This is a genomic window from Rhizobium etli 8C-3 (assembly GCF_001908375.1).
Classification (GTDB): domain Bacteria; phylum Pseudomonadota; class Alphaproteobacteria; order Rhizobiales; family Rhizobiaceae; genus Rhizobium; species Rhizobium etli_B.
Map to the genome: position 1 here is coordinate 3466977 of NZ_CP017241.1, position 22915 is coordinate 3489891.

Sequence of the window (22915 nt, forward strand, 5' to 3'; positions counted from 1 at the left end):
AATAACTGTTATTCCTTGCATCCTGATTCATAATAGAGGACAAGACAACTGTCTTTCTGAGAATTCCGAGAATGCACCATGCGCCGCTTCCTTCCCGATACCTTCACGATCCTGCTCGTCTCTACCGTCATTCTTGCCTCGCTGCTTCCGGCAAGCGGCGTGTTCGCAGATTATTTCGGCCTCGCCACCGGTCTTGCCATCGCGTTGCTCTTCTTCCTGCATGGCGCCCGGCTATCCAGCGATGTCGTCGTTGCGGGCATCCTGCACTGGCGGCTGCACCTCGTCATTCTTGCGACGACGTTCGCCGTATTCCCGCTGCTCGGCATGGCGCTCGGCCTCATACCGGATTGGATCCTGCCCCAGCCCCTTTATCTCGGCATCCTTTTCTTGTGCGTCCTGCCGTCCACGGTGCAATCCTCCATCGCCTTCACCTCGATTGCCGGCGGCAATGTGCCCGCCGCCATCTGCTCGGCCTCCGCTTCCAACATCTTCGGCATGTTCCTGACGCCGCTGCTCGTCGGCCTGCTCTTTTCCGTCGGCGGCCATGGCGGCTTTTCCTGGGATGCGCTGGAGAAGATCCTGCTGCAATTGCTTGCTCCCTTCGTGGCCGGGCAGTTCCTGCAGCCCTTTATCGGCGGCTGGATCCGCGCGAAGAAGAAAATCCTGATGCCGGTCGATCGCGGATCGATCCTGATGGTTGTCTATCTCGCCTTCAGCGCCGCAGTCGTCGAGGGACTGTGGCAGACTTTTTCGGTAAGAGACATCGCGGTCGTCGTCGTGCTCGACATGTTGCTGCTCGCGATCGTCCTGCTGCTCACGATGCATGGCAGCCGCCTTGTCGGCTTCAACAAGGCCGACGAGATTACCATCACTTTCTGCGGCTCGAAAAAGAGCCTGGCAAGTGGCGTGCCGATGGCAAGCGTCATCTTCGCCGGCCAGTCGGTCGGCGCCATCGTTCTGCCGCTGATGCTCTTCCACCAGATCCAGCTGATGGTCTGCGCGGTGATCGCGCAAAAATATGCCGCAGCGGCTGCGCATCGGATAACAAAAGAGGAAGCCGAAGAGGCTGCAAGCCCAGCCTGATCTGCAGCCGACAAAAAAGCGGCGCCCAACGAACGCCGCCTGTCTTTTCCAATCCTGGGAGGGATCGTTTAGTTGGAGACCTGAGCCTCGATAGCCTTCGGCGCGCTTACAGGCTCTGCGGAAATCGCGATCTTGCGCGGCTTCATGGCTTCGGGGATGCTGCGAAGAAGGTCGATATGAAGCAGGCCGTTCTTCAGCGAAGCGGCGGTCACCTCGACGTGATCGGCAAGCTGGAAGCGGCGCTCGAAGGCGCGCTTGGCGATGCCGCGATAGAGGAACTCGCTGCCCTGCGCGTTCTCTTCGCTCTTCAGGCCCTTGACGGTCAGCGCGTGGGCCTGAGCCTCGATGGAGATTTCGCTTTCATCGAAACCGGCAACGGCCATGGTGACGCGGTAGGTGTTCTCACCGGTGCGCTCGATGTTGTAGGGTGGATAGGTATTGCCCTGATCCGGCTGAGCCAGGCTGTCGAGCATGGTGAAGAGACGGTCGAAACCGACGGTCGAACGATAAAGTGGAGAAAAGTCTACGTGACGCATGATGTCCTCCTGAAGGAAGCGACGTGTTGCGATAATTGCCCCTGAAACCCCTTATTCGGCAGCTTCGGGACGGTTCAGCGGACCCGTTTGGCACCCGCAGAATTCAGATGGTGATCGGCTTTCCTCAGTTCAAGACCTTTTGGAAGCCTGGTGAACGGGGCATGAACGCGAGGTTTTGCGTGCGTTCAGCAGCACGTCTGTAAAACTAGTCATTGTCGGGTAATCAAACTGGCCCGATGGCTGAAGTGCATCGTCCCTTCTTCTTCAGTCCGATTTACGGCCGGCGCCGGGCAGATCTCAAATCGCCCCGCCGGTCTCTTTTTATTCGCTCCGCGCTTAACTGTTGATTTTCCGTCCCCGTGCATTATCCCCTAGACCGAAAGCGGCATCGAAAGCAGCGGCTCATGGACAGCGTCCTTATTTCGACACCTGACAATCCGGTCCCGGACAGCCGTACCGAAGGCTATTTCGAGACACATGACGGCTTGAAGCTGCGCTATGCGGTGTTCCGCTCCGATGCCTCGGTTGCAAAAGGCACGGTCGTCATCCTGCAGGGACGCAACGAATGCATCGAGAAATATTTCGAGACGATCGGCGACCTGACGGCGAAGGGCTTCTGGGTTGCGATCTTCGATCTTCGTGGCCAGGGCGGTTCGCCACGGCTCATCAAGAAGCGCCAGCATGGCCATGTGAGGCGCTTTTCCGATTACGAGCGAGACCTCGACAGCTTTCTGGAAAAGGTCGTGCTGCCCGACACCCGCCTGCCCTTCTACCTGCTCGGTCACTCGACCGGTGGCCTGATTGCGCTTTCGGCCGCTCCCTATCTTGCAACACGCATTGAACGCATGGTGCTTTCGGCGCCCTTCATCGGCCTGATCGGCCAGGCAGCGTCTGCCACGACCATCCGCCGCCTGGCCGCCACGGCCTGCTCGCTCGGACTTGGCTCGCTGCCATTGAGCCGCAAGCTACGGGAGCTTCCGTTCCAGGACAATCCGCTGACATCGGACGCGGTGCGTTACGAGCGCAACCTCGCCATGATGAGGGAGCATCCGGAACTGATGCTCGGCCCCCCGACCGCGCGCTGGGTCCATGAATCGTTCAAGGCGATCGACAAGGTTCTGATGCCGAGCCACCTCTTTTCGATTACCATCCCGACGATCGTCATTGCCCCGACCCGCGACGGCGTCGTGCCCTATATCGCGCAGGAACGGCTTTCGCGATATTTCCGCGCAGCCCAGCTCGTGCCCATCAATGGCGCACGGCACGAGATTTTTCAGGAGCGCGACGCCTACCGCGCCGCAGCACTGGCCGCGTTCCACGCATTCATTCCCGGCAGCGATGCCGAGGCCGCTGAAGAGGTCGAAGGATTCGGCGTCTGAGGCGGATGGCGACTAGCGCTGCAGGATCGCAAGCGCCTGGTCGTAAACCGCGCGGCTGCCGGCGGCGATGATCGAGCCACCGTTTTCCGGCCTCCCGCCGTCCCAGGTCGTGATGATGCCGCCTGCATTTTCGATCACCGGAATGATCCCGCCGACATCGTAGGGCTTGAGGCCGTTTTCGATCACGAGATCGACGTGGCCGGCCGCCAGAAGTGCGTAGGCATAGCAATCCGTGCCATAGCGGAAGAGCCGGACCTGGCGTTCGATCTCGCGATATTTCTCCATTTCCAAGCCGGTGAAGAGATGCGGCGAGGTGGTGAAGAGGATCGCGTTCGAAAGCGTTTCGCAATCACGTGTCTTCAAGCGCCGTTCACCCTCCGGTCCGGAATAGATCGAGCCGTTCTCATCCGCGAAATAGCGTTCGCCGGTAAAAGGCTGCTCGATCATGCCCATGATCGCCCGCCCGTTCTTCTGTAGCCCGATCAGCGTTCCCCATACCGGCACGCCGGAAATGAAGGCCCGCGTGCCGTCGATAGGATCGATGATCCAGACATAATCACGGTCCAGGCCAATATCGCCGTGTTCCTCGCCCAGAATGCCATGACTGGGAAAATGCTCTTCGATCAGCTTGCGAATTGCCGCTTCCGCTGCCCGATCGCCCTCGGTCACGGGATCGAAGCCACTCGAAAGCTTGTTCGTCACATCGAGGCCAGATCGGAATCGCGGCAGTGTCTCGGCCTTGGCGGCTTCCGCCAGGCAATTGAAGAACGAGCGGTCAGGGAGCATGGATGATCCGTTTTCTAGGCTTGTGGCCGCATTTTCTTAGCTGAATTGGGCTCGAATGCAAATATACAAGGCATCCTCTCGATTTATGCCTAAAGATTTTGCATCGCAAAATAATGATTGACAATTGTGCAACGCAGCAGTAGCGTCTTCATACAGTCTTCTGACTGTAAATACCCTCCTTGGGTGTTTCCTCCCTAGACTTAGCCGCGCTGAACAGCGCGGTTCTTTTTTGAGCGACTGTCCGCAAGCTCATTCGGCAGCAAGTGCCGTATCGGTTGCGAACTGCTCCACGTAACTGGCCATCTGCCGCATGAAGCCGGTGACGGCGTTGACGATCAGCGGAAAGTCCGTGTGCTTTTCCAGCGTCACTTCGTCCACGTAGATTGCCCGGTTGACCTCGATCTGCAGGGCGTGCAGCCCGCGGGCTGGCCGGCCGTAATGCTCGGTGATGAAGCCGCCGGCATAAGGCTTGTTGCGGATGGCGGTGAAACCCATCTCCTCGAGAATACTGATCGCCGTACGCGAAAGTTCGGCCGATGCGCTGGTCCCGTACCGGTCGCCGATGATGAAGTCGGGCCGCGAATTGCTGCCTGCAACGCGGACATTGCCTGGCATCGAATGGCAATCGATCAGCACGCCGAAACCGAACTGCACGTGGGTGCGGGCGATCAAGCGGCGCAGCGCGGCGTGGTAGGGTTTGTAGATGCTCTCGACCCGATCGAGCCCTTCCTGCACCGGCAGCCGCCGGGCATAGATTTCCATATTCTCGGCCACGATGCGCGGGATCGTGCCGAGCCCGCCTGCCACGCGCAGCGAATTGATGTTTGCATAAGGCGGCAACAGGCCGTCGAACATGCGCGGATCGAGCTCATAGGGTTCGCGGTTTACATCCAGATAGGCGCGCGGGAAGTTGGCGAGAAGCAGAGGAGCGCCAAGCAGGCTGGCGGCGTAAAAGAGCTCGTCGACATAGTGATCCTCCGACCGGCGGATGGAAATGCCTTCGAGCCGCGACTGGGCGATAAATTCCGGTGGATAAATACGGCCGCTGTGGGGAGAATTGTAAACGAAGGGAATGGTCTGCGACACGGGCTCACGGATCTCAAAAAGCTCGTATTCGCGAATTTCCGGCACCTTTTTCCCTCTTAACCATGTCACAGGACGGCTGCTTCGCCCATGTTGCCAGTTGCCTCAGCGCAAGTCCATACTATGTAGCGGGGATGACGGCCCAAGGTAGGCAATTCACCGGTTGTTTACCGGCCAAAGTCTAGTGTAAATAGCTGGCACCTCCCACTAAAAAACCTATTCACCAATCGGTCTGGATAATGACTCAGAAGATACTGCTCGCCGAAGACGACAACGACATGCGCCGCTTCCTCGTAAAGGCGCTCGAAAAGGCCGGTTACAAGGTTCTGTCCTACGATAACGGCGCAAGCGCCTATGACAGGCTGCGGGAAGAGCCCTTCTCCCTGCTCCTGACCGATATCGTCATGCCTGAAATGGATGGCATCGAACTCGCACGCCGTGCCACCGAGCTCGACCCGGACCTCAAGGTCATGTTCATCACCGGTTTTGCAGCCGTTGCACTGAACCCCGATTCGAAGGCGCCGAAGGATGCAAAGGTGCTTTCCAAGCCCTTCCATCTTCGCGATCTGGTCGACGAAGTGAACAAAATGCTTGCCGCATAAGGCTTGCGGGTGGCGGGTCACAAAACTTCAAAAAAGCCTATTGACGGCTCCCAAGGTTTTGTGATCTATGCGCCGCCATCGGATGGGCGTGTAGCTCAGCGGGAGAGCACTACGTTGACATCGTAGGGGTCACAAGTTCGATCCTTGTCACGCCCACCATCCTTTTCAAGGGCTTAGCGGGAAACCGCCGAGCCCTTCTTGGTTTCTGGTGCCAAATGGTGCCAAGTTCGGTGATGAAAGGTTGCCACGTTTGGCATCCGATAACCTAGAAATGCACTTTCATCAGGACTGTAGCGGACTTCCGTTTGAAACCCGTTTTACCAGCACCACTGCCCGCTCTCGGTAAACTCGGGCACCGAGCCTCGGATGATTGGGCCATCTCGACTGCCTCAGCAGCTCCGGGCGCGAAAAAACCATCTGATTTAGTCGCATACGGTGTCGGCGTAGAGCAGATAACTTGTTGCGCTATACGCCATAACATTCTGATCGAAACAGAACCTTTTCGGGGCGAGGCGAACGAGATATCGCCTGTTGCACTTTGCCGGGATGTCCAGCTTGAAGTCACGTGGCACTATCGACGGGGTTGGGTCGGTGAACCTGGAGTGTCCAGCGTAGGAGACATTTTTGATCAGCATTGTATCATCAGAGGCCTCGACATTCTCATTGAGGACAGTGATCTTCTTGCTGTCTGTTTCATTCAGATAGGGGTAGTCGCTCGGAGATGGAGGCTCCCGCGTCAGAGGGATTGCGGCCGTCCTGACTGCGACGTTGAACCGGACATCATCCCTCTCTGGAACGCCGCCGTAGCCGTTGAGATATTTCCAGCGCAATCGTACCCTATGGTCCCTTTCGGTTTTGCCTGACGACGGCGGAATTACCTCGATCGACAGATCCGTCGGTGCGGAGCCGTCCTCTTGCGGGCCTGATCCCGGCGCAAGGCAGGCCGTGTAAAGCGGTCGATAACCGCATTCGGCCTCGCCGGCATCCCAAAGACAATTGCTTAGTTTTTGCCAGTCTGCAGCGCTAATCGGCGGCTGCAACGCGGACAAGTCGTTTCCCCCACCCGGCACCATCCAGGGATGGATCTTGCCGGCGCCGGACCGGAGCGCCCAGTCCGTGCGCCGGTTGTCGATCCGTGCGATCTTCTTTTTTTCTTCTTGCAGCTCCATGACTTTGTCCCATTTCGGCTTGGCGATCCATGGTTCCCGACCCACTGCATCGGCGGCAAACCGCTGGCCTGTGATCTGTGTCGTCAAAGTATGGCAGGCCGTACAGCTTCCCGTCGGATCTCGGACCGTTTTGGCGCGGGCGAGGTCGGCGCCGTGGACCGCGGTGTAGCTGGAGCCGATGACGCGAAATGGCATCTGTTCGGTACGCGGCCTTTCGGGCAGGTAGCCGCCCAGACTGAACGCTATTGCTCGCAAATCCTGCTCGCCGTCGAAATAACCCACACGCGCCTGCGCGGCATGTGGATTGATCACATAGGGGCTCTTGTTGTCGTGACAGATATGGCATTGAATTTGAAAGGTCGGATCGTATAGCGCCTCGGCGGACGCTCTTCCCGAACTATCGGAGTAAGAATGCCCTCCCGGCGGAACGAATGATCGGGACCAATCAAACTCGCTTCGGTCTTTGCGCCCGTCAAAAAATATAATCTCGCCGGTAACGCGGTTAAATCCGACCGTGCCTAGAAGGGCGAAGCGGGGATTGGAAGCCTGCCAATAGGGATTTGAGCTCACCATCAGATTCGACGTCGACTTGCGACACAATGTTAGCCATTCCACGTTGCCTTTGACCACACGCTTCAGGCGCGAGCCCGGAGCGCAATAGGCGACGTTTCCGGCCAGCGAAGGCTTGTCGCATTTCTCGATCCCGCTGGTCCACGCGATGACGTTGCCCGAAGCGTCGCGATGCTCGAATTCCAATGGGTGATTGGGCCTGGTGAAGTTGGGCTTCAACTCGACAATGTTGCCGTCGACCTCGATCGGCATTGTCTGAGCGTCATTCGCGCAATCCGCATCCGGAATTGGTCCAAACACAGCGCGTGCCTCGTCGCCGAATTTGGTGACGGTGCTGTTGGTTGCTGAAGCCGGTGCCCAGAGGATATCGCCGTCAAGGCGAAGAACCGCTTCAGCGAACGCCTCAGCCTCAAGTGAAGAGGAGGCGAGATTGACACGCAGAACATCGTTCTTGCTCTGGCTCTTCTTCGAAAGAACTATTTCCCTGCAGGCTTCAAATATCCGAAGCTGCTGCACATAGCGCTCATAAACTTTGTCTTGAGGAAGAACCTTCACGGCAGAGCCCGGAGGGGGCACGGGCGCGATGCAACCTGTCAGGGCGTCACACCTGCCGCCCTGTTCACAAGTTTGTCCGCCACCGCTCTGTAGCGCGGTAGTCGCCATTCGTGAGCCGAAACGGTAAATCTCCGTTGGTCCGGATCCAAAGGGTGAAAACCAATATGAACCGCTGGCCGAAACAACTGCCGCAATAACCCCGATGATAGATGCAAAGCCTCTTGCAGCCATGCAGCAAGACCCTCTCCAGCACCTCGTTTTCGGACCAAAGCCGGTCAACGAGCTCTTGCTTGAACTCCTGGCGTGTCCGTGATCAGTGTCAGCTTCGAGAAGCGCCAAAGACCGTCATCGTCTTTTACGAAGGTTTCTTGCATGACCGCCGTATAATCCAGCTCGGGAACTTCCCTATCTGGCCACTGAAGCGTCACCAGGAGCGTGGTCTTTCCGTTGACACTTCCATCTTTGTTTTGGTGCAGCAGCGTATTGCTCTCAAAGTGTCGCGCCTGCCTTGACCCCAGATCGCTCAGAATATCCGCGATATATTCTTGCAACTCGGGCGTCACAGTCGTTCTGATAAGCTGAAGGGCTCCGCCGCCGGAGCATGCCTCATATTGTGCGTCACTGGTGAACAATTGTGCGAATGCGGCGGCGTTCTTGTCATCCAGAGCCCAATTATAGCTGTGAATCAGATCCATTATTGCCTGCCTGTCGGCCGTCGAAGGATTGACGATATTGGCGCGTGGCGGCAGCCAGTTTGGATTGACGTTATCGACGCAGCTTGCCGCCATCGCCGTTCCGCCGAACATGACGCCAAACCCCAATAGAAGCGTGAATATTTTTGGCGTGCTCTTCATCCACCTCGCATAATGTCTCACCATCATAACCTCCTTTGGTGTTAACCTTGGGCAATTGGCTTGTTGAGAAGCGATCATTTGATCAATGATCCGAGCGGGAACCCTTCCGCGCGGCCTCCACCCCTGCAAGCAATTTGCCTTGTTCTTCAATGAGTATGCTAAGCCTATGCAAAAGCGTTCTATCCTCGCCGCGGACGTCAGGCTTGGAGATGGTGTCGGCGACAAGCTTCAAATATTCGGCGATCAACTTCTCCTGCGCGCCGACGTTTTCGATGTACCCTGGACTGGGAACGACGGCTGGCTGAGCGCCCGGCGCCACAACATACGTCATTCCGCCGAGGATCCTTTCCTCCTTCATGTCCGACGCCTGGTAGAGCTGAACGATGTTTATCGAGGCCGATGGCTGTCCATGGGACATGATCGAGATTTCGACGGGCAGGCTCTCCTTGGCGCCCAATTCAATGCGCTTGCCCATCTCGACTCCGCTGGACTCGACATTCCAATCCTTGGGTCGCCAGGCGACCAGCCGGGTGTTGATCGGGTAATCGAAGGGATTTGAAACAATGAGCTGAGACCTCAATCCACTCGAATTGCCGGAATCGACAAGGTGCAGGTTTTTTTGCGTCACGTTGTTGTCGCTTGGAGTGATCAAGTCCGGCACCTGGGGACCGACCGAGACCGTGGAGACCGGATCGTCGGGTGCCGTGACAACTAAGAACAGGCAGAAGTGATCCGGATTGTTCACGGACGCATTGTAGACGGGAGCGGCAAAATCGAACGGCAGCACAATGGAATTGTCATTGCTGTTGCCGGCCACGGAAGCACCGGAATAGGGCAGCGACGGTATCGTTTGAGCCGGCAAGGGATGCCAGATCGAAACATCGGTCGAGTTTGCGGGAAAAGCTGGCCAGAAGTCGGCGGGTAGAGCGGGGAGACCAGCTCCAGCAAAGGCCCAGTGCAACTTTACCTGAACATCGGTTGCAGTTTGCGTTCCGCGATTATGGATGCGGACATATACGCGATTGAGCGTGTTCGAAAGCGGGTTCTCGTCGATGAACGCGTCGAATTCTGTCGAGGATATCGGCTGTGTTGCGCTATAGGGGGGTGCATCGACTTTGATATCGACGCTTTGCCAATGGGGTATAAATCCACGGGTTTGCTCAAATGTGACATTTGATGGCTGCTCCGTGTTACCCCAATCCAAGCTGTTGTCGCGCACGTAGACATCCACTCCTCCGCGCCCGAAAATGTCCCGTCCAGCCACCGTCCGTGCCGCCTCAAAGGCGTTGACCCTGCCGAAACCGTGGGTCGGTAAGCCACCGACCGGAGTCGAAGAACCCGTCTGCTCCGAATAGGCTCCGCTGGAAGGAGATATTTTGTCGGCGGTATCCTGAAGAAGTCTTTGAACCTGCAACCGGGTCAACGAATTGTCATGCGACAGGAGCAGACCTGCAATACCGGCAACGACAGGGGCGGCGAAAGATGTGCCGCCGAAACAAAAAGTGTAGTCCCGGTTTGAAGGTGGCGGAGGCGCCGGTTCGGCGGATGCGCAGGGCGAAACAGGCGATCGATTGTTGTAACCGATGTCTCCGATCCTGTCCGTCGTTACCGCATCCAACGTGCCGCCATGCGTCGGAGCGAGTAGATCCATGCACGTGCCGAAGCCGGCCGGTAGCCTTTGGTCTTGATTGGTTGCACTGCTGACGGCGATCACGTTGGCAAGCGATGAAAGGTCGGGAGTGCCGTCGCAATTGTCCTCGACGGTATCGGTCATGGCAACGACAACAATTATGCCTTTGCTGACGCCGTTCTGGACACGACCGGTTGTCGCGGCGCTGTTGATCGAGTTGACGACATTTGTAGGAAGCACGACGCCGGAAGCATATCCCCAAGACAGTGAGATAATGTCGGCACCTATTGTCTTTGCATAGTCGATTGCGAGGCTTTCAGCGTAGTCCGTACCGTCAAGAGCTCTGATCGGCAGGAAGCTGCAACGCGGGCATGTCCCGACCACGCCAATGCTGTTGTTTTTACGCGCCAAGGCCACGCCCGCAACGGCTGTTCCATGCAATTGGTCCAGCCGTGGGCGAACATCGTTATCCCCGCAGGAAACCGGCGTAATACAGGGTGTAAAATCCCAGCCGTGAAGATCGTCGATGAAACCGTTACCGTCGTCATCCACATTTGGGCTGCCTATCTGCTCGGCATGGTTGGTCCACAGGCCGGCGGCGAGATCCGGATGATTCGCTTCAAGCCCATCATCGATAATTGCAATCACGATATTGGGATTGCCCGATCCCATCGGTCCGAGCGACCACGCGCCATCAGCATCGATGTCGGCGTCGGGTGTGCCCATCGCCTGACCGGTGTTGTTCAGGTGCCATTGATCTGAATAAAAGGGATCATTCGGGGCTGGCGGTGCCTGGCGCTTTTCAATCGGCCGGTAGAAGTTCGGATGCGCGAATTTTATGCCCGAAAGGCGGTTCAGTGCGTTGGAAACCTCAAGGGTATTCTTCGCGCTATCGGGCAATAGCCTGATCACAAACTGCCGCTTGTCGAACGGATTGTTGCCCAGGATTTCGCAATGATATTGTTCGGCAATGGTCTGGATGAGACCGACGTCAGCGTCGTCGGCGATCTGCACGACGATCTTGTCGGTCAATACATAGGGTAAATCGGAATTGCCGATTCTAACCAGGATGCCCGAATCCACGACCAGGTCGGGCCACGACTTCATCAGGTCTCGAGCAGCAGCATTGAGGCTCTTTGCATCCTTGGCATCGGGCACTTCGACCTCGACGATAGCGTCGGAAAGGGTCGGAATACGCCGACCGCCGAGGCTATCGAGCGTTTTCCGGTAGCGCTCAGCGTCAGCCATCGCCGTATCGGAGAGGATCAATGCGATGCGGTCCGGCACGATGTGCGCTGGATATGTCTCGTCGTCCTGGATGAAGACCGTCTCATTTTCAGCAGCGCTGGCAAAGGAAGATGGATTCAGGAGCAGAAGTGCAACTGCGGTAACAGTCAAGATTGTCGTGAAAATACCCTTCATGACTATCCCTCCGTCGTCGGACCAGCTTTCTGGCGTCGGGAGCGTCGTCCGATGCGCAACCTTGCGCCCAAAACAACCAAGACTCAACCTCACCGATTGGGCTTAACCAGAAGTAGTTACCCTCAGTGTTTGAACCGTGCTCGGGGTATTTCTCGACGTTTCGCCGACAATTTGATGCCGGATCCAGGCCCAACGCATTCGATACCATCGCACGCGAAATGTGCCGATCACGGCAGGTGCATTGCCGACTTCGCGGTGCAATTCCGGCAATTCGGCTGCTTAAGCCTCTAGAGCATGCCACGGCTGACGAACGCGGGCGCGAACATTGCGCTGACCGACAGAGCCTTGGACCTGCTTGGATGATTGTCGTCGACAAACGCCGGAATTCCGTGGTCCTGGACAGGGCAGGTTTCCTCATTGCAAAAGAAGGGCGTGGCATCGATCAGCGTCACCTTCGCAAAGTCAGGCCTCGAAAACAGCCGCCTGACGATTTTCTGCCGCTCCTCGAATACTTCCCTCGACACGCCCGAAGGCAGCGGCTGGCCGAGCCGATGCCGGACCAGAACGGTCTGCGGCACGTATATCGACTGCTCCGGAACGAAACCGACAACGATGATACGCTTGCGGTCGAGGTGAGCGAACTGATCTGAAAGAGCCGCGGCAAGGCGGGAAAGTTTGGCTTCATCGTCGGGATGCTTCATCGACGGCGGCACAAGGATGGGAGCGCCATAGCGATAGCCGCTGGCGATGTTTGCCCAGCGCGCGACGATGATGACGGTATGAATGGTTTTCTCTTCTTTCAGAAGTTGTTCGGCTTCCACCAGAAACCGTTGGCAGCTGGTGGAATCGCTTCTCGACCGGATGATCGGTCTGCAGCCTTCTTTCGTCAGGATCATGACACTCTGTTGTGCCTGCTTGGCAGCCGCGACCACACCCGGGGCGAGCGCGTCTGCGATGCTGTCGCCCATCAGCGCCACGCCGGGCACCTTGTCGGCGCCGAGAATGCATGGAGTGCCAGCCCTCAGCCGTTCCAGCGAAGGGGCGTCACATGCACGACGGTCGGGATTGGTATCTCGCGCACCCGACGCCATGCGACGTTCGATGTCGGAGAACCGCTCGGGCATGCCGTCCAGTCGTTCCGTGACCACCCACAAGCCGATGCAGGTCGCAACGGTCGCTGCGACCAACTTTGCGGCAGTAGAAAAGCCGATGTCGGATCGCCGCGCGGGATTTTCGATGAACCGCCAGGCGGCGTAGCTGACAGCAAACGTAAGAGGCAACAGGGAGAGCCCTTCACCGGCCGTGAGTGCTTGTCCTTTTACGATTCTTCCAAAGTAGAGAACGGGCCAATGCCATAGATAGAGCGAATAGGACAGTTTTCCGATGAAGGCGAGCGGCCTGGAAGCCAGGACCGTTGAGACGAAACTTGGCCCGGAGCGGGCCGAATGCAGGATCAGGGCAGCTCCGAGACAGGGAAGCAGTGCCGTCTCGCCGGGGAATGTCGTTTTCTCTCCATAGAAGAGAACAGGAATTGCGATGAGAGCGAGCCCGGCGGCCGACGCTGTCTGACGCCTGCCGTCGTCACGAATGGCGCCGAAGGTTCCCGTCGCCAGCAGGCTTCCGACGAGGAGCTCCCAGAAGCGGCCGAACGGTAGGTAATAGGCGGCCGTCGGCCAATGCCGGACCATGACGACAGAGATTGCGAAGGAGACGACCATCGGGAGGATGACGATCCGCTGCCATGACCAGTTGGTTCGGGAGCGGGCGACGAAGAAATAGAGCGGCAGGAACAGATAGAACTGTTCTTCGACACCGAGAGACCAAGTGTGAAGCATCGGTCGCCAGGCGGTGCCCTCGTCGAAATACCCCGCCGCCTTGGCGAAACTGAAATTGGAGATCGACAGGCTGGCCTCGCCGATGCTCCGCATCAGCCGCTCGAAGGCTGGAGGCGTGAGAATTGCTGCACCGACCAAGGCTGTTACAAACATCATCGCGAAAAGAGCAGGCAAGATCCGCTTTGCTCGGCGAAGGTAGAAATCGGCCGCGGAGAACGTCTGTTGCTTCATCTCGCCGATGATGATCGTCGTGATCAGATATCCCGAGATGACGAAGAAGACATCAACGCCGACGAAGCCGCCCGGCAGGAAGGAAACGGCTGAATGAAAAAGGATCACCGATAGGACGGCGATGGCTCTGAGGCCGTCAATTTCTGCGCGGTATTTCATCGGTCAATCCTGCAAACTCATCCGACATAACTGAAAAGTCGTCGCATTTCCTCGTGCCAGGCAGCTGAAAATTGGGGAAAAGACGGCGGAGAGTTTTCTTATGTCCGGCCATTGCGTCAGCAAAAAGAATGCGACGCAGTCGTCGCGCCAGCGTGCGCAAGGACATTTCAGCGTTTGATCGTGCTCCTCGACAATAGTGGGCCTTCACGCGCTGTCTGCGTCCAGTCACCATGGGGTGCTATGGGCTCACCAACCCATGGGACCTGGGTAATGTTCCACTTCCAGGTATTTTCCGAAAAGTCGTGACGGCACCCAGCTGGATGCGGACTCGCTGTCGAAGGCCAGATGGTCGTGGCGTCTGTCGCCAGGCAACACCTGTTCGGACGCTGAACGAAGAAGGGCGATATCTCTTGCTATCTTCCTCGAAATTTGCCGGGAGGTTTGGTCGGAGCAGGCTGAAGCCTGCGCAACCTTGCTGTTGGTGCGCCGTAAAGAGCCGCCGATACATGCGCGTTTGCAGATGCCGGCCAACGATCAAGGCTATGGATTGCTCCAAAGACCTTCCTTGACATCGTAAGGCGCACAGGTTCGACCCTTGTCGCGCACCATTCGATCCTCTTGAAATACAAGGGGACTTCACCAAACGGCCGATTGAAGAGTTCTCTTCAAGGACGTGAGAAGGCTTGCCTTACGGCGCAAAACTGCGCCCTTGCCCAACACGGCTCACACAAGCCAGCCAAAAACCCATCAAATACTTTACTTCGTAAGCGTGGCGTCTTCAGATAGAGTTGATGCGGTTTGCAAGTTCGGCGTCTCAGGGATTGCTGCGATGAAAAACATCGTGAACGCATAAACTGAGAACAACGTCAGCACCGCGGTCAATCGAATCATTCAGTATCTCCTTATTCACACAGACAGCTTGACCCATATCGGGGTTTTCCAAAACTGTTTTCTGAACGGGAGATGAACAAAAACTTGTGACGGGGCATTTTAACGATATTTTTACAACACATTTTGAAGGTTTCTCGTCGTCCCGCGGGTGCTTATAAGCCGGAAGAAGCAGGGTTTGATGGTCGTGAAGGAGGTGCTGCTCCATTTGGGCTAATCCTGTGAATATCGAGAATCCACGCCGACGGCCTGGACTTTAGCAAGGAGAAATGTTTGCCTAGGAAGGCTGGCTGAGGGGCCGGCGGTTGGGGGCACGCGATGAATATCGAAGAACTGCTCGACATGCAGGAGCGCGGAATACGCGACCGGATCCTCGGCTATTCCTTAAGCGACAATCCGATGTCGCGACCGGAACTGATGCCGATCCGCGATGCTTCGGAGCTTGAAGTCTGGTACGCCCGCTACGATGCATGGCGCTTCGGTTGGTCCGTCGAAGACGCCAGCCGGCTCCACTGAATTCTTGAACGGGCGAAGGCTCCGCGCAAGCAAGAGAGAAGATACAGAGGGCGGCCGTCGTCGTTGACGGTCACGCTTCCCAGAACGGGCCGCTATCCCTGCAGCGGCCCGTTTTCTTTGAGCGCGGCAAATTTCGGACACAGAAACATGCGACCCCCGTCCGGTAAACCAGCATGACAGGATTCCTGAACAGATGAGACTGACAGTGATTGCAGCTGCGGCGCTTTCTGCCGCGGCTTTCGCCTCCGGCGCCAATGCCGCCTCCCAGAATTTCCCGGGCAGCGGCGTTTCGACACTCGCAGGCAAATGCGCAAAGCTCGTCGTTGGCAATGTGGATGCGACGAAGGGCTGCAAGGGCGAACTCGCCAGCGTGGGACTGCCGAACGGCCAGGTGACCTTCATCTTCACCTCAGGCGGCAAGATGCTTGGCTTTCAGGGCGATGGCACCGCGATCAAACCGGCATCCAACGACAATGCCAGGATTCCGCTCAAGATGGTGACAACCGGCGTCGGCGAGAAGATGACGGGCCAGGTCAAGGTGGCAGGCACCTGCACATTCGGCAACCCTTACGGCGGCAAGCCGGTCGTGATCGAATGCTCCGCGCAAAGCAAGGATACCACCTTTACCGGCAGCTTCCGCACCAGCGGCAAGGCTCCGAAGCAAAAATAGACCTCAGGTGCACCACCCGCCGGCGGCGCCAGGCTTGCGGGCAAGACCCTCGGTAACCAGTTGAGTGCCCAAGGAGCGGCCGCCGCGCGAAATCACGTGTGGTGCACCGGTACTGGCGGGTTTGCCGGCAGCGTTCATGACGAAGGGTCCGGCATTCAGAAATTTGAGCAGCCTCGATTTTGCGGCAAAGCCGATCCTCCGCTCGCCTTCGCAACGCGCGGCGCCGACATCCGGCACGACCATATCCGCAACCAGGATCTTCTCGCCCTTGTACCAGAATATCCCACCGTCTCCGACGCAGTTCACATGTGCGCCCTGCCCGCAATAGCCGAAGGCGGCGCGGGCGCTTTGCGGGCCGGCGGTCGATCTCGCCGTTGAGGAGAGCTTCACAGGCTCCGCGGCAGGAACAGGAACGGCTTCGGGCGGCACGGCAAGCTGCGGCGGTGAAGCGGCTGCCTGCTTTGGCACACTCCTGGCGACGACCGCTTTCGGCGCATCTGCCTTGATTGCAGCGGTAATCGCGGCTTTATCGAGCGCCCGTGAGGCAAGAATCGGGCGCACGCTCTTCCAGTTGTCGTAAAGCGCGATACTGCCTACGGCAACGACACCGGCGAAGAGCCAGGGCAAGGCTCCACCATGGCCCCTGCCCTTCGATTTTGCGGATGATTTGCGGCGGCCGCCGCGAGCTGCAGTTCTTGCCATCTGGTCCTAATCCCGTGTTGGGGCGATTATCGCCTCCCAATCCTTTCCGAAAGGTTGGCATGGAGCCTCAACGTCGAAACGGACGAACAAAGAGCCGCAGAAGACGTTAGCCCCGCGAAGAAATGTTCACCCGAAGGAGCGCCTTCTCCATGGAAATGGTCTTTTCCGACATGTTCCCTGAATCCCGTATTCAATACCCGGTGATTTTTGCCCGGCTCATCGGCGCAATTATACTGGGCGGCATCATCGGCTTCGAACGCGAGGCGCAAAACCATGCGGCCGGTCTGCGGACCCATATTCTGGTGAGTCTGGCTGCAGCTCTTTTCGGCATCATTTCCATCGAGTCCGTGCATATGCCGGGCTTTGCCGACGATCAGCAGGTCCGCATCGACCCGTTGCGCGTCATCGAGGCCGTGACGGCGGGTGTCGCGTTTCTCGCCGCAGGCATGATCGTCTTTTCCAGAGGCAGGGTGATGGGTCTGACGACGGGAGCAGGCATGTGGCTGTCAGGTGCGATCGGCCTTGCCATGGGGTTCGGCTACTGGCCGGTCGCCTTCTTCGCGACGGCGGCAGCAGTCTGCGTCCTCTTTGCTCTTGGAAAAATGGAGGAGCGCCTGGAGCGAGATCCCGCAAAGCACCTGCCGCCGAAAGACGGTGCCAAACCATAAAAAACGCCCGGCATGCCGGGCGCGCATTATCGGCTATGAGAATGAGCCAGTCTTTGCTCTTGAACTGTCCTTGCCGCCAGGAGCGCCCGCCTCGCTATGAGCGTTATTCCCGAATTCGCGCTTGTGGAAGTCAATGCCGTTCTCGCAGGCCTGTTTGAGGGCCTGCCATTCGTTTTCATGTTTCAAATAAATGTCCTGCGGCACGAGATCAGTCGTCATGGAACCCTCACAGTTTCGTCCGGGCCTTAAATGCAAAAGCCCCGACGTCGGTTCCCGCGCCCGTCATAAAAATCTACGTACTCCGTTTGCCGCCTTTGGACGCTGCAAGGTCTGGACCGCCTTTTGAGAGATCGCCGCCTGTGACATGGGCCGGAACATGAATGTCGTCCATCGGCGTCTGCGGCAGCGTCAGATCGACATGGTGCGGCGGCAGCACCTGCACCTTCTGCATGCGGTTCGGCTTTGCCCGCTTCATGCGGTCTGTCGCATCCGCACGCTTGTCGGCGGGATGGTTCGACGTGTGCATTTCTTGGTCCCTCCTTATTTATCGCGTCGGCAATAAAGTTTCATTGCCTCAACCAGAGCTTAACGGGCGGGCAACTGCATGGTTCCACACAAAAGCTTCGGCGCAGACCGCAGCCTCCTTGACTGACGCCACAGGTTGACTACGTAGGAGCCTGATCCGCAGCCAAAACGATGCGCATGGTTGCCCCCCGTGCAAAAGCATCGGCTGCCGGACAAACACTGGTGCCGGGCCCCTCTGGCGAGAGTTTTTTCGGCGCTCTCGTGATGTCGGTACCGCCTGCAAATAGCCGGCGGATTTTCACTCGATGAAAAAGCTCACAATGCCTCACGCGCATATCCCTTGCGATGTGCCGCGTTCTTCCATCACATCATCCTTCAAAAGCAATGTCCGCATCAACGAGGTGCGGCCATGAAGCAACCCATCAGCCATAAATCCACGCTCGGCTATTTCCGCTGGGCCTTCGTCATAACGGCCGTCGGACTGATGCTCGGCGCTTTGCTGGGCTGGCAGTCCACCGGCACGATCAGCGGCATGGCGACCATCTTCTTCATCTGCACGGTTCTGGCCGTGCTGGAGATTTCCCTGTCCTTCGACAACGCGATCGTAAACGCCAACAAGCTCAAGGAAATGACGCCTGCCTGGCAGCACCGGTTCCTCACTTGGGGCATTATCATTGCCGTCTTCGGCATGCGCATCGTCTTCCCGCTGGCAATCGTGGCGATTGCCGCAAGGATCGGCCCGATCGATGCCATCATCCTCGCCGCACGGCAACCGGCCGAATATGCGCGCATCATGAACGAAGCCCATCTGCCAATCGCAGCCTTCGGCGGGACCTTTCTTCTGATGGTCGGCCTTTCTTACTTCTTCGACCCTGAGAAGGATGTCCATTGGATCGTCTCCGTTGAAAAACTGATGTCGCGGGGTGCGACGGTCAAAGGCATCGAGATCGCCTTCGTCCTCGCATTGATCCTCACTTTTGCATCACTGATTGAAGGCCAGGAATCGACGACCTTCGTCTACAGCGCGATCTACGGTCTGCTCACATTTCTGGTGGTCGAAGTGATCGGCGCACTGCTGGACGCCTCGCAAAAGGCCATGGCAGAAGCGGCACGCGGTGGCCTCGGCGCATTCATCTATCTTGAGGTTCTGGATGCAAGCTTCTCGTTCGACGGCGTCATTGGCGCGTTTGCGCTGACGCAGAACCTTTTCATTATCGCCATCGGTCTGGGCATCGGCGCGATGTATGTACGCTCGATGACGATCATGCTCGTCGAAAACGGGACGCTGACGCATTACCGCTACCTCGAGCACGGCGCGTTTTATGCAATCCTGATCCTTGCGATCATCATGTACGTCCAGACCCTCTTCCACATTCCGGAAGTCGTCACCGGTCTCGGCGGTGCAGCGCTTATCGGTGTCTCGCTGTGGTCCTCGATCCGTCATAACAAGCGCAAGGAAGCCCGCGCGAAGGCGCAAGCAAAGGCACAGGCCGAAGTCCATTCACCTGCCCGCGAGCGGCTGGAGGCCTGACATCGTCAAAGCCGCAGCCTTTACAGGCGTTGCGGCCTGGCACAAAAAATAAAGCCCGCGACCAACCGGTTGCGGGCTGTTTCATGGGTGATTTATCAGCGGATTAACGGCCGATATGATCGAAGGCATCCGGCGCGATACCGAGAACCTTGAGGTCTCGGGGCTTCGGACGGCGACCCGCTTCGAATGCAGCGCTTACAGCATTTGCAGCGCCGATGACAGCGAAGGCACGGCCGAAGAAACCTTCCCGAATGGACTTGCTGTAGGAGGACATTGTCTTTCTCGCTTTGGCTTCATTATTGACGCCTCATATATGATGCGCTGCAGCATTCTCCACAAGTGACGGGATTTCAGGCCAGCCATGCAAAAACAGGCGGCCGGCCCATGTTTGGGCCGGCCGCAAGAAAGCGCCCGAGGAGTATTTTTCTTGCTCAGTCTTCGCTTGCAGCAAGTTGCGAAAGAACTTCGCCGCGGCCGCGTATTCTCAAGATCAACGGGATGATGAAGGCGGCAGCCGCAACGAGCAGCAACCCGGCTGCGATTGGCGAGGTGACAAGCGTCGTCACATCGCCCTGGCTGATGGCGAGCGCCCGGCGAAGCTGCTGTTCGGCAAGCGGGCCGAGAATCAAGCCGACGACCACCGGGGCGATCGGATAGCCGAAAAGCCGCATGATATAGCCAAGGACGCCGAAGGCGAGCAGCATGCCGAGCTCGAATACGGAGGGATTGGCGCCGATGGTACCAAGCGTGGCAAACAGCAGGATGCCGGCATAAAGCCAGGGCTTGGGGATCGTCAGCAGGCGGACCCAAAGCCCGATCAGCGGCAGGTTCAGAACCAGCAGCATGGCATTGGCGATGAGCAGGCTGGCAATCAGGCCCCAGACGAGCTGCGGATTGTTCGCAAACAGCAGCGGACCGGGTTGCAGGCCGTATTGCTGGAAGCCGGCGAGCATGATCGCCGCCGTCGCCGTCGTCGGCAGGCCGAGCGTCAGGAGCGGCACCAGCGTACCGGCTGCCGATGCGTTGTTGGCCGCCTCCGGACCCGCGACGCCTTCGATCGCACCGTGCCCGAATTCTTCCGGGTTCTTCGCCAGGCGTTTTTCGGTCGCGTAAGAAAGAAACGTGCCGATTTCAGCACCGCCAGCCGGCATTGCACCGATCGGGAAGCCGATCAGCGTACCACGCAGCCATGCCTTCCATGAGCGGCCCCAGTCCTGCGCCGTCATCCAAAGAGAACCCTTGACCGCTTCGACCTTGTCCTCGCCGCGATTGGCTTGAGCGGCGATATAAAGCGTCTCGCCGATCGCGAACATGGCAACGGCAAGCGTGGTCACTTCGATGCCGTCCAAAAGGTCCGGAATGCCGAAGGAAAGACGTGCCTGGCCGGTCTGTTGATCGATGCCGACCATCGCCAGCGCAAATCCGACGAAAAGCGACGTCAGCCCGCGAAGCGCCGAATCGCCGAAAGCGGACGAAACGGTCACGAAGGCGAGTACCATGAGGGCAAAATATTCACGCGGCCCGAAGATCAGCGCCAGTTTGACGATGTAGGGCGCGATGAAGGCAAGGCCGAGCGTAGCGATGAGGCCGGCGACGAACGAACCGATCGCCGCCGTGGCCAGCGCCGGACCGCCGCGACCTGCGCGCGCCATCTTGTTACCCTCGAGCGCCGTCACGATCGAGGCGCTTTCACCCGGCGTATTGAGCAGGATGGAGGTCGTCGAGCCGCCATACATGCCGCCGTAGTAGATACCGGCAAACATGATCAGTGAACCGGCAGGGTCGAGCTTGTAGGTGACAGGCAGAAGAAGGGCAACCGTCAGCGCCGGGCCGATGCCCGGCAGAACGCCGACTGCAGTGCCAAGCGTGACGCCGACGAAGGCGTAAAGAAGGTTCATCGGCTGCATGGCGACCAGGATGCCCTGGAAGAGGAATTCGAAGGTGCTCATCGCATCCAATCCTAGAAGAAGAGTCTCTCGAACGGTCCGGCAGGCAGCGTGAGCTGCAACATCTGCGAGAAAATGATCCAGACGACGAAGCTGAAGACGATTCCCGTCGGGATCGAAAGCCAGAGCTTGCGACGTCCGAAACCGCGCGCAGTGAAGGCAAAGAGAATGCCTGTGGCAATCGAGAAGCCGGCCGTTTTCAGAAGCAGCATTTGCGCCGCAAGACCGGCAACAATCCAGATGACGGGAGCGACTTCCTGATGCTCGCGCTCGGGAAACTCATTGCGCAACGCCTCAAAGACGGTCCAGATGCCGAGGCCGATCAACCCGAACGCCACGACCTTTGGCGCGGTAGCCGGTCCGATGCGGGCATACTGGGCGATCGCTTTCATATGCGTGGCATCCCAAAGCATGACGGCGGCAAGGACGAAAAGACAGATGGCAATGATCAGCGCCGCCCAATCCGGGCGGCGCTTCGTTGCCAAGGGTGCGTTACCCCTGCTCATTTAACAAGCCCGATCTCTTTGAGGATGCCTTCGGTTGCCAAGACGTCCTTCTCGAGCTGCGCCTTGAAGGCATCGCCGGCGAGGTAGGTGTCGGCCCAGCCCTTCGTCTTCAGGATTTCCTGCCAGCCTGCCGACTTGGAAAGCTTGTCGAAATCAGCGGTGATGGCAGCCGTCTGCTCAGGCGTCAGGCCGGGAGCGGCGGCGACCATCCGCCAGTTCTGCACGCTGACATCGACGCCGGATTCCTTCAGCGTCGGGGCATCGACGCCGTCAATGCGCTTATCGCTCGACACGGCAAGCAGGCGGAGCTGCCCGGCCTTCACCTGCGATTCGAACTCGCCATAGCCTGAGATGCCGGCCGTCACCTGTCCGCCCAAGATAGCGGCAAGTGCCTCACCACCGCCCGAGAAGGCGACATAGTTGATCTTCGTCGGATCGACGCCGGCGGCCTTCGCGATGAGACCGACGGCAATGTGGTCGGTGCCGCCGGCCGAGCCGCCGCCCCACGATACCGAACCCGGATCTGCCTTCAGCTTGGCAACGAGGTCACCCATGGTCTTGATGTCGGACGATGTCGGAACGACGATAGCTTCGTACTCGCCGGTCAGGCGAGCGATCGGGGTGACGTCCTTCAAGGTGACAGGCGACTGGTTGGTGAGAATCGCGCCGACCATGACATAGCCGCCAACGATCAGGGCATTCGGATTGCCGCTGTTCTGGCTGGCGAACTGCGCCAGACCGATGGTGCCTCCGGCGCCCGGGACGTTCTGAACCTGAACGTTGCCGGAAATGCCTTCCTTCTGCATGACGGTCTGCAGCGAGCGGGCCGTCTGATCCCAGCCGCCGCCGGGTGCGGCGGGCGCCATGATGGTGTAATCGGCCGAATAGGCCGGCAGCGCGATAGCGGCTGCGAAAAGCGTAGCAAGGAAAGTATGCTTCACGATGTGTCCTCCGTGATCGCGGTGAGCGCCGCGTTTGTTCTCAAGGGAATCGGGAAGCGTTGCCGGGCTGCGGACATCGATGGTCCGCAAATAGCGACGGAGACTCCTCCCGAAACGTCTACTCTCCG

21 protein-coding genes and 1 tRNA gene are annotated in these 22915 nt (G+C 58.3%); 9 read left to right on the forward strand and 13 right to left on the reverse strand.

All coding sequences use genetic code 11. The features are described from left to right. Positions 1-78 precede the first annotated feature (78 nt). A complete protein-coding gene (locus tag AM571_RS17285; protein ID WP_074062459.1) occupies positions 79-1083 on the forward strand; it encodes a bile acid:sodium symporter family protein in 1005 nt (334 codons plus the stop codon). A 68-nt stretch (positions 1084-1151) separates the two neighbouring features. Here AM571_RS17285 and AM571_RS17290 read toward each other — a convergent pair whose 3' ends face one another. Further along, the gene (locus AM571_RS17290) at positions 1152-1619 is read right to left on the reverse strand and encodes an Hsp20 family protein (RefSeq protein WP_074062460.1); all 468 of its coding nucleotides are present in this window, start codon (positions 1617-1619) and stop codon (positions 1152-1154) included. Between the two features lie 404 nt (positions 1620-2023). Between AM571_RS17290 and AM571_RS17295 the strand changes: the two genes are divergently transcribed. Continuing rightward, positions 2024-2998 (forward strand): alpha/beta fold hydrolase, encoded by a 975-nt coding sequence (locus tag AM571_RS17295; protein ID WP_074062461.1) that lies wholly within the window; start codon positions 2024-2026, stop codon positions 2996-2998. Between the two features lie 12 nt (positions 2999-3010). On the opposite strand, the gene hisN is transcribed toward AM571_RS17295, so the two are convergent. Both hisN and AM571_RS17305 read right to left on the reverse strand, forming a co-directional pair. Then, a complete protein-coding gene (hisN, locus tag AM571_RS17300; RefSeq protein ID WP_074062462.1) occupies positions 3011-3784 on the reverse strand; it encodes a histidinol-phosphatase in 774 nt (257 codons plus the stop codon). Positions 3785-4033: 249 nt separating this feature from the next. After that, on the reverse strand, positions 4034-4915 hold the full coding sequence (locus AM571_RS17305) for an N-formylglutamate amidohydrolase (RefSeq protein WP_074062463.1): 882 nt from the start codon (positions 4913-4915) through the stop codon (positions 4034-4036). A gap of 191 nt (positions 4916-5106) precedes the next feature. On the opposite strand from AM571_RS17305, the gene cpdR1 reads away from it, so the two are divergent. Next, a complete protein-coding gene (gene cpdR1 / locus AM571_RS17310; RefSeq protein WP_003542883.1) occupies positions 5107-5469 on the forward strand; it encodes a response regulator CpdR1 in 363 nt (120 codons plus the stop codon). A gap of 84 nt (positions 5470-5553) precedes the next feature. Beyond that, a tRNA-Val gene (locus AM571_RS17315) sits at positions 5554-5628 on the forward strand. 263 nt (positions 5629-5891) lie between these two features. Here AM571_RS17315 and AM571_RS17320 read toward each other — a convergent pair. From AM571_RS17320 to AM571_RS17335, 4 genes are all read right to left on the reverse strand, one after another. Further along, the gene (locus tag AM571_RS17320) at positions 5892-7763 is read right to left on the reverse strand and encodes a hypothetical protein (protein ID WP_155774470.1); all 1872 of its coding nucleotides are present in this window, start codon (positions 7761-7763) and stop codon (positions 5892-5894) included. 275 nt (positions 7764-8038) lie between these two features. Then, on the reverse strand, positions 8039-8641 hold the full coding sequence (locus AM571_RS17325) for a nuclear transport factor 2 family protein (protein ID WP_196776292.1): 603 nt from the start codon (positions 8639-8641) through the stop codon (positions 8039-8041). A gap of 58 nt (positions 8642-8699) precedes the next feature. Next, positions 8700-11669, reverse strand: coding sequence for a S8 family serine peptidase (locus AM571_RS17330; RefSeq protein ID WP_074062466.1), 2970 nt, complete (start codon positions 11667-11669; stop codon positions 8700-8702). Between the two features lie 287 nt (positions 11670-11956). Further along, positions 11957-13894, reverse strand: a complete 1938-nt coding sequence (locus AM571_RS17335; protein ID WP_074062467.1) for an acyltransferase family protein — start codon at positions 13892-13894, stop codon at positions 11957-11959. Between the two features lie 1206 nt (positions 13895-15100). On the opposite strand from AM571_RS17335, the gene AM571_RS17340 reads away from it, so the two are divergent. Further along, the gene (locus AM571_RS17340) at positions 15101-15298 is read left to right on the forward strand and encodes a CrpP-related protein (protein WP_074062468.1); all 198 of its coding nucleotides are present in this window, start codon (positions 15101-15103) and stop codon (positions 15296-15298) included. Between the two features lie 193 nt (positions 15299-15491). Then, positions 15492-15968 carry a hypothetical protein gene (locus AM571_RS17345; protein ID WP_074062469.1) on the forward strand — a complete coding sequence of 159 codons (477 nt, stop codon included), beginning with the start codon at positions 15492-15494 and terminating at the stop codon, positions 15966-15968. Between the two features lie 3 nt (positions 15969-15971). Here AM571_RS17345 and AM571_RS17350 read toward each other — a convergent pair whose 3' ends face one another. Beyond that, on the reverse strand, positions 15972-16670 hold the full coding sequence (locus AM571_RS17350; RefSeq protein ID WP_074062470.1) for a hypothetical protein: 699 nt from the start codon (positions 16668-16670) through the stop codon (positions 15972-15974). A 149-nt stretch (positions 16671-16819) separates the two neighbouring features. Here AM571_RS17350 and AM571_RS17355 point away from each other — a divergent pair, with 149 nt between their 5' ends. Then, positions 16820-17338: an MgtC/SapB family protein gene (locus AM571_RS17355; protein WP_074062471.1), complete on the forward strand. Its 519-nt coding sequence runs from the start codon at positions 16820-16822 to the stop codon at positions 17336-17338. 33 nt (positions 17339-17371) lie between these two features. On the opposite strand, the gene AM571_RS17360 is transcribed toward AM571_RS17355, so the two are convergent. Together AM571_RS17360 and AM571_RS17365 are read right to left on the reverse strand one after the other, a co-directional pair. After that, the gene (locus AM571_RS17360; protein WP_074062472.1) at positions 17372-17557 is read right to left on the reverse strand and encodes a hypothetical protein; all 186 of its coding nucleotides are present in this window, start codon (positions 17555-17557) and stop codon (positions 17372-17374) included. Positions 17558-17630: 73 nt separating this feature from the next. After that, positions 17631-17864: a hypothetical protein gene (locus AM571_RS17365; protein ID WP_074062473.1), complete on the reverse strand. Its 234-nt coding sequence runs from the start codon at positions 17862-17864 to the stop codon at positions 17631-17633. A 408-nt stretch (positions 17865-18272) separates the two neighbouring features. Here AM571_RS17365 and AM571_RS17370 point away from each other — a divergent pair, with 408 nt between their 5' ends. Next, a complete protein-coding gene (locus AM571_RS17370; protein WP_074062474.1) occupies positions 18273-19394 on the forward strand; it encodes a DUF475 domain-containing protein in 1122 nt (373 codons plus the stop codon). A 115-nt stretch (positions 19395-19509) separates the two neighbouring features. Continuing rightward, positions 19510-19737: a hypothetical protein gene (locus AM571_RS36970; protein ID WP_165918556.1), complete on the forward strand. Its 228-nt coding sequence runs from the start codon at positions 19510-19512 to the stop codon at positions 19735-19737. A gap of 88 nt (positions 19738-19825) precedes the next feature. On the opposite strand, the gene AM571_RS17375 is transcribed toward AM571_RS36970, so the two are convergent. The 3 genes from AM571_RS17375 to AM571_RS17385 are packed head-to-tail and all read right to left on the reverse strand — an operon-like array spanning position 19826 to position 22787. Then, a complete protein-coding gene (locus tag AM571_RS17375) occupies positions 19826-21343 on the reverse strand; it encodes a tripartite tricarboxylate transporter permease (RefSeq protein ID WP_074063323.1) in 1518 nt (505 codons plus the stop codon). 11 nt (positions 21344-21354) lie between these two features. Next, positions 21355-21846 carry a tripartite tricarboxylate transporter TctB family protein gene (locus tag AM571_RS17380; protein ID WP_074062475.1) on the reverse strand — a complete coding sequence of 164 codons (492 nt, stop codon included), beginning with the start codon at positions 21844-21846 and terminating at the stop codon, positions 21355-21357. Continuing rightward, positions 21843-22787 (reverse strand): Bug family tripartite tricarboxylate transporter substrate binding protein, encoded by a 945-nt coding sequence (locus AM571_RS17385; protein ID WP_074062476.1) that lies wholly within the window; start codon positions 22785-22787, stop codon positions 21843-21845. The genes AM571_RS17380 and AM571_RS17385 overlap by 4 nt, the downstream gene beginning before the upstream one ends. Positions 22788-22915 lie beyond the last annotated feature (128 nt).

Bases quoted from the DNA above. Each gene is read 5' to 3' on its own strand.
- AM571_RS17295 (WP_074062461.1), top strand. From the start codon at position 2,024: ATGGACAGCGTCCTTATTTCGACACCTGACAATCCGGTCCCGGACAGC.
- AM571_RS17370 (WP_074062474.1), top strand. From the start codon at position 18,273: ATGAAGCAACCCATCAGCCATAAATCCACGCTCGGCTATTTCCGCTGG.
- AM571_RS17380 (WP_074062475.1), bottom strand. From the start codon at position 21,846: ATGAGCAGGGGTAACGCACCCTTGGCAACGAAGCGCCGCCCGGATTGG.
- AM571_RS17325 (WP_196776292.1), bottom strand. From the start codon at position 8,641: ATGGTGAGACATTATGCGAGGTGGATGAAGAGCACGCCAAAAATATTC.
- AM571_RS17365 (WP_074062473.1), bottom strand. From the start codon at position 17,864: ATGCACACGTCGAACCATCCCGCCGACAAGCGTGCGGATGCGACAGAC.
- AM571_RS17340 (WP_074062468.1), top strand. From the start codon at position 15,101: ATGAATATCGAAGAACTGCTCGACATGCAGGAGCGCGGAATACGCGAC.
- AM571_RS17350 (WP_074062470.1), bottom strand. From the start codon at position 16,670: ATGGCAAGAACTGCAGCTCGCGGCGGCCGCCGCAAATCATCCGCAAAA.
- AM571_RS17355 (WP_074062471.1), top strand. From the start codon at position 16,820: ATGGAAATGGTCTTTTCCGACATGTTCCCTGAATCCCGTATTCAATAC.
- AM571_RS17285 (WP_074062459.1), top strand. From the start codon at position 79: ATGCGCCGCTTCCTTCCCGATACCTTCACGATCCTGCTCGTCTCTACC.
- cpdR1 (WP_003542883.1), top strand. From the start codon at position 5,107: ATGACTCAGAAGATACTGCTCGCCGAAGACGACAACGACATGCGCCGC.
- hisN (WP_074062462.1), bottom strand. From the start codon at position 3,784: ATGCTCCCTGACCGCTCGTTCTTCAATTGCCTGGCGGAAGCCGCCAAG.
- AM571_RS17345 (WP_074062469.1), top strand. From the start codon at position 15,492: ATGAGACTGACAGTGATTGCAGCTGCGGCGCTTTCTGCCGCGGCTTTC.
- AM571_RS36970 (WP_165918556.1), top strand. From the start codon at position 19,510: ATGATCGAAGGCATCCGGCGCGATACCGAGAACCTTGAGGTCTCGGGG.
- AM571_RS17330 (WP_074062466.1), bottom strand. From the start codon at position 11,669: ATGAAGGGTATTTTCACGACAATCTTGACTGTTACCGCAGTTGCACTT.
- AM571_RS17290 (WP_074062460.1), bottom strand. From the start codon at position 1,619: ATGCGTCACGTAGACTTTTCTCCACTTTATCGTTCGACCGTCGGTTTC.
- AM571_RS17360 (WP_074062472.1), bottom strand. From the start codon at position 17,557: ATGACGACTGATCTCGTGCCGCAGGACATTTATTTGAAACATGAAAAC.
- AM571_RS17335 (WP_074062467.1), bottom strand. From the start codon at position 13,894: ATGAAATACCGCGCAGAAATTGACGGCCTCAGAGCCATCGCCGTCCTA.
- AM571_RS17375 (WP_074063323.1), bottom strand. From the start codon at position 21,343: ATGAGCACCTTCGAATTCCTCTTCCAGGGCATCCTGGTCGCCATGCAG.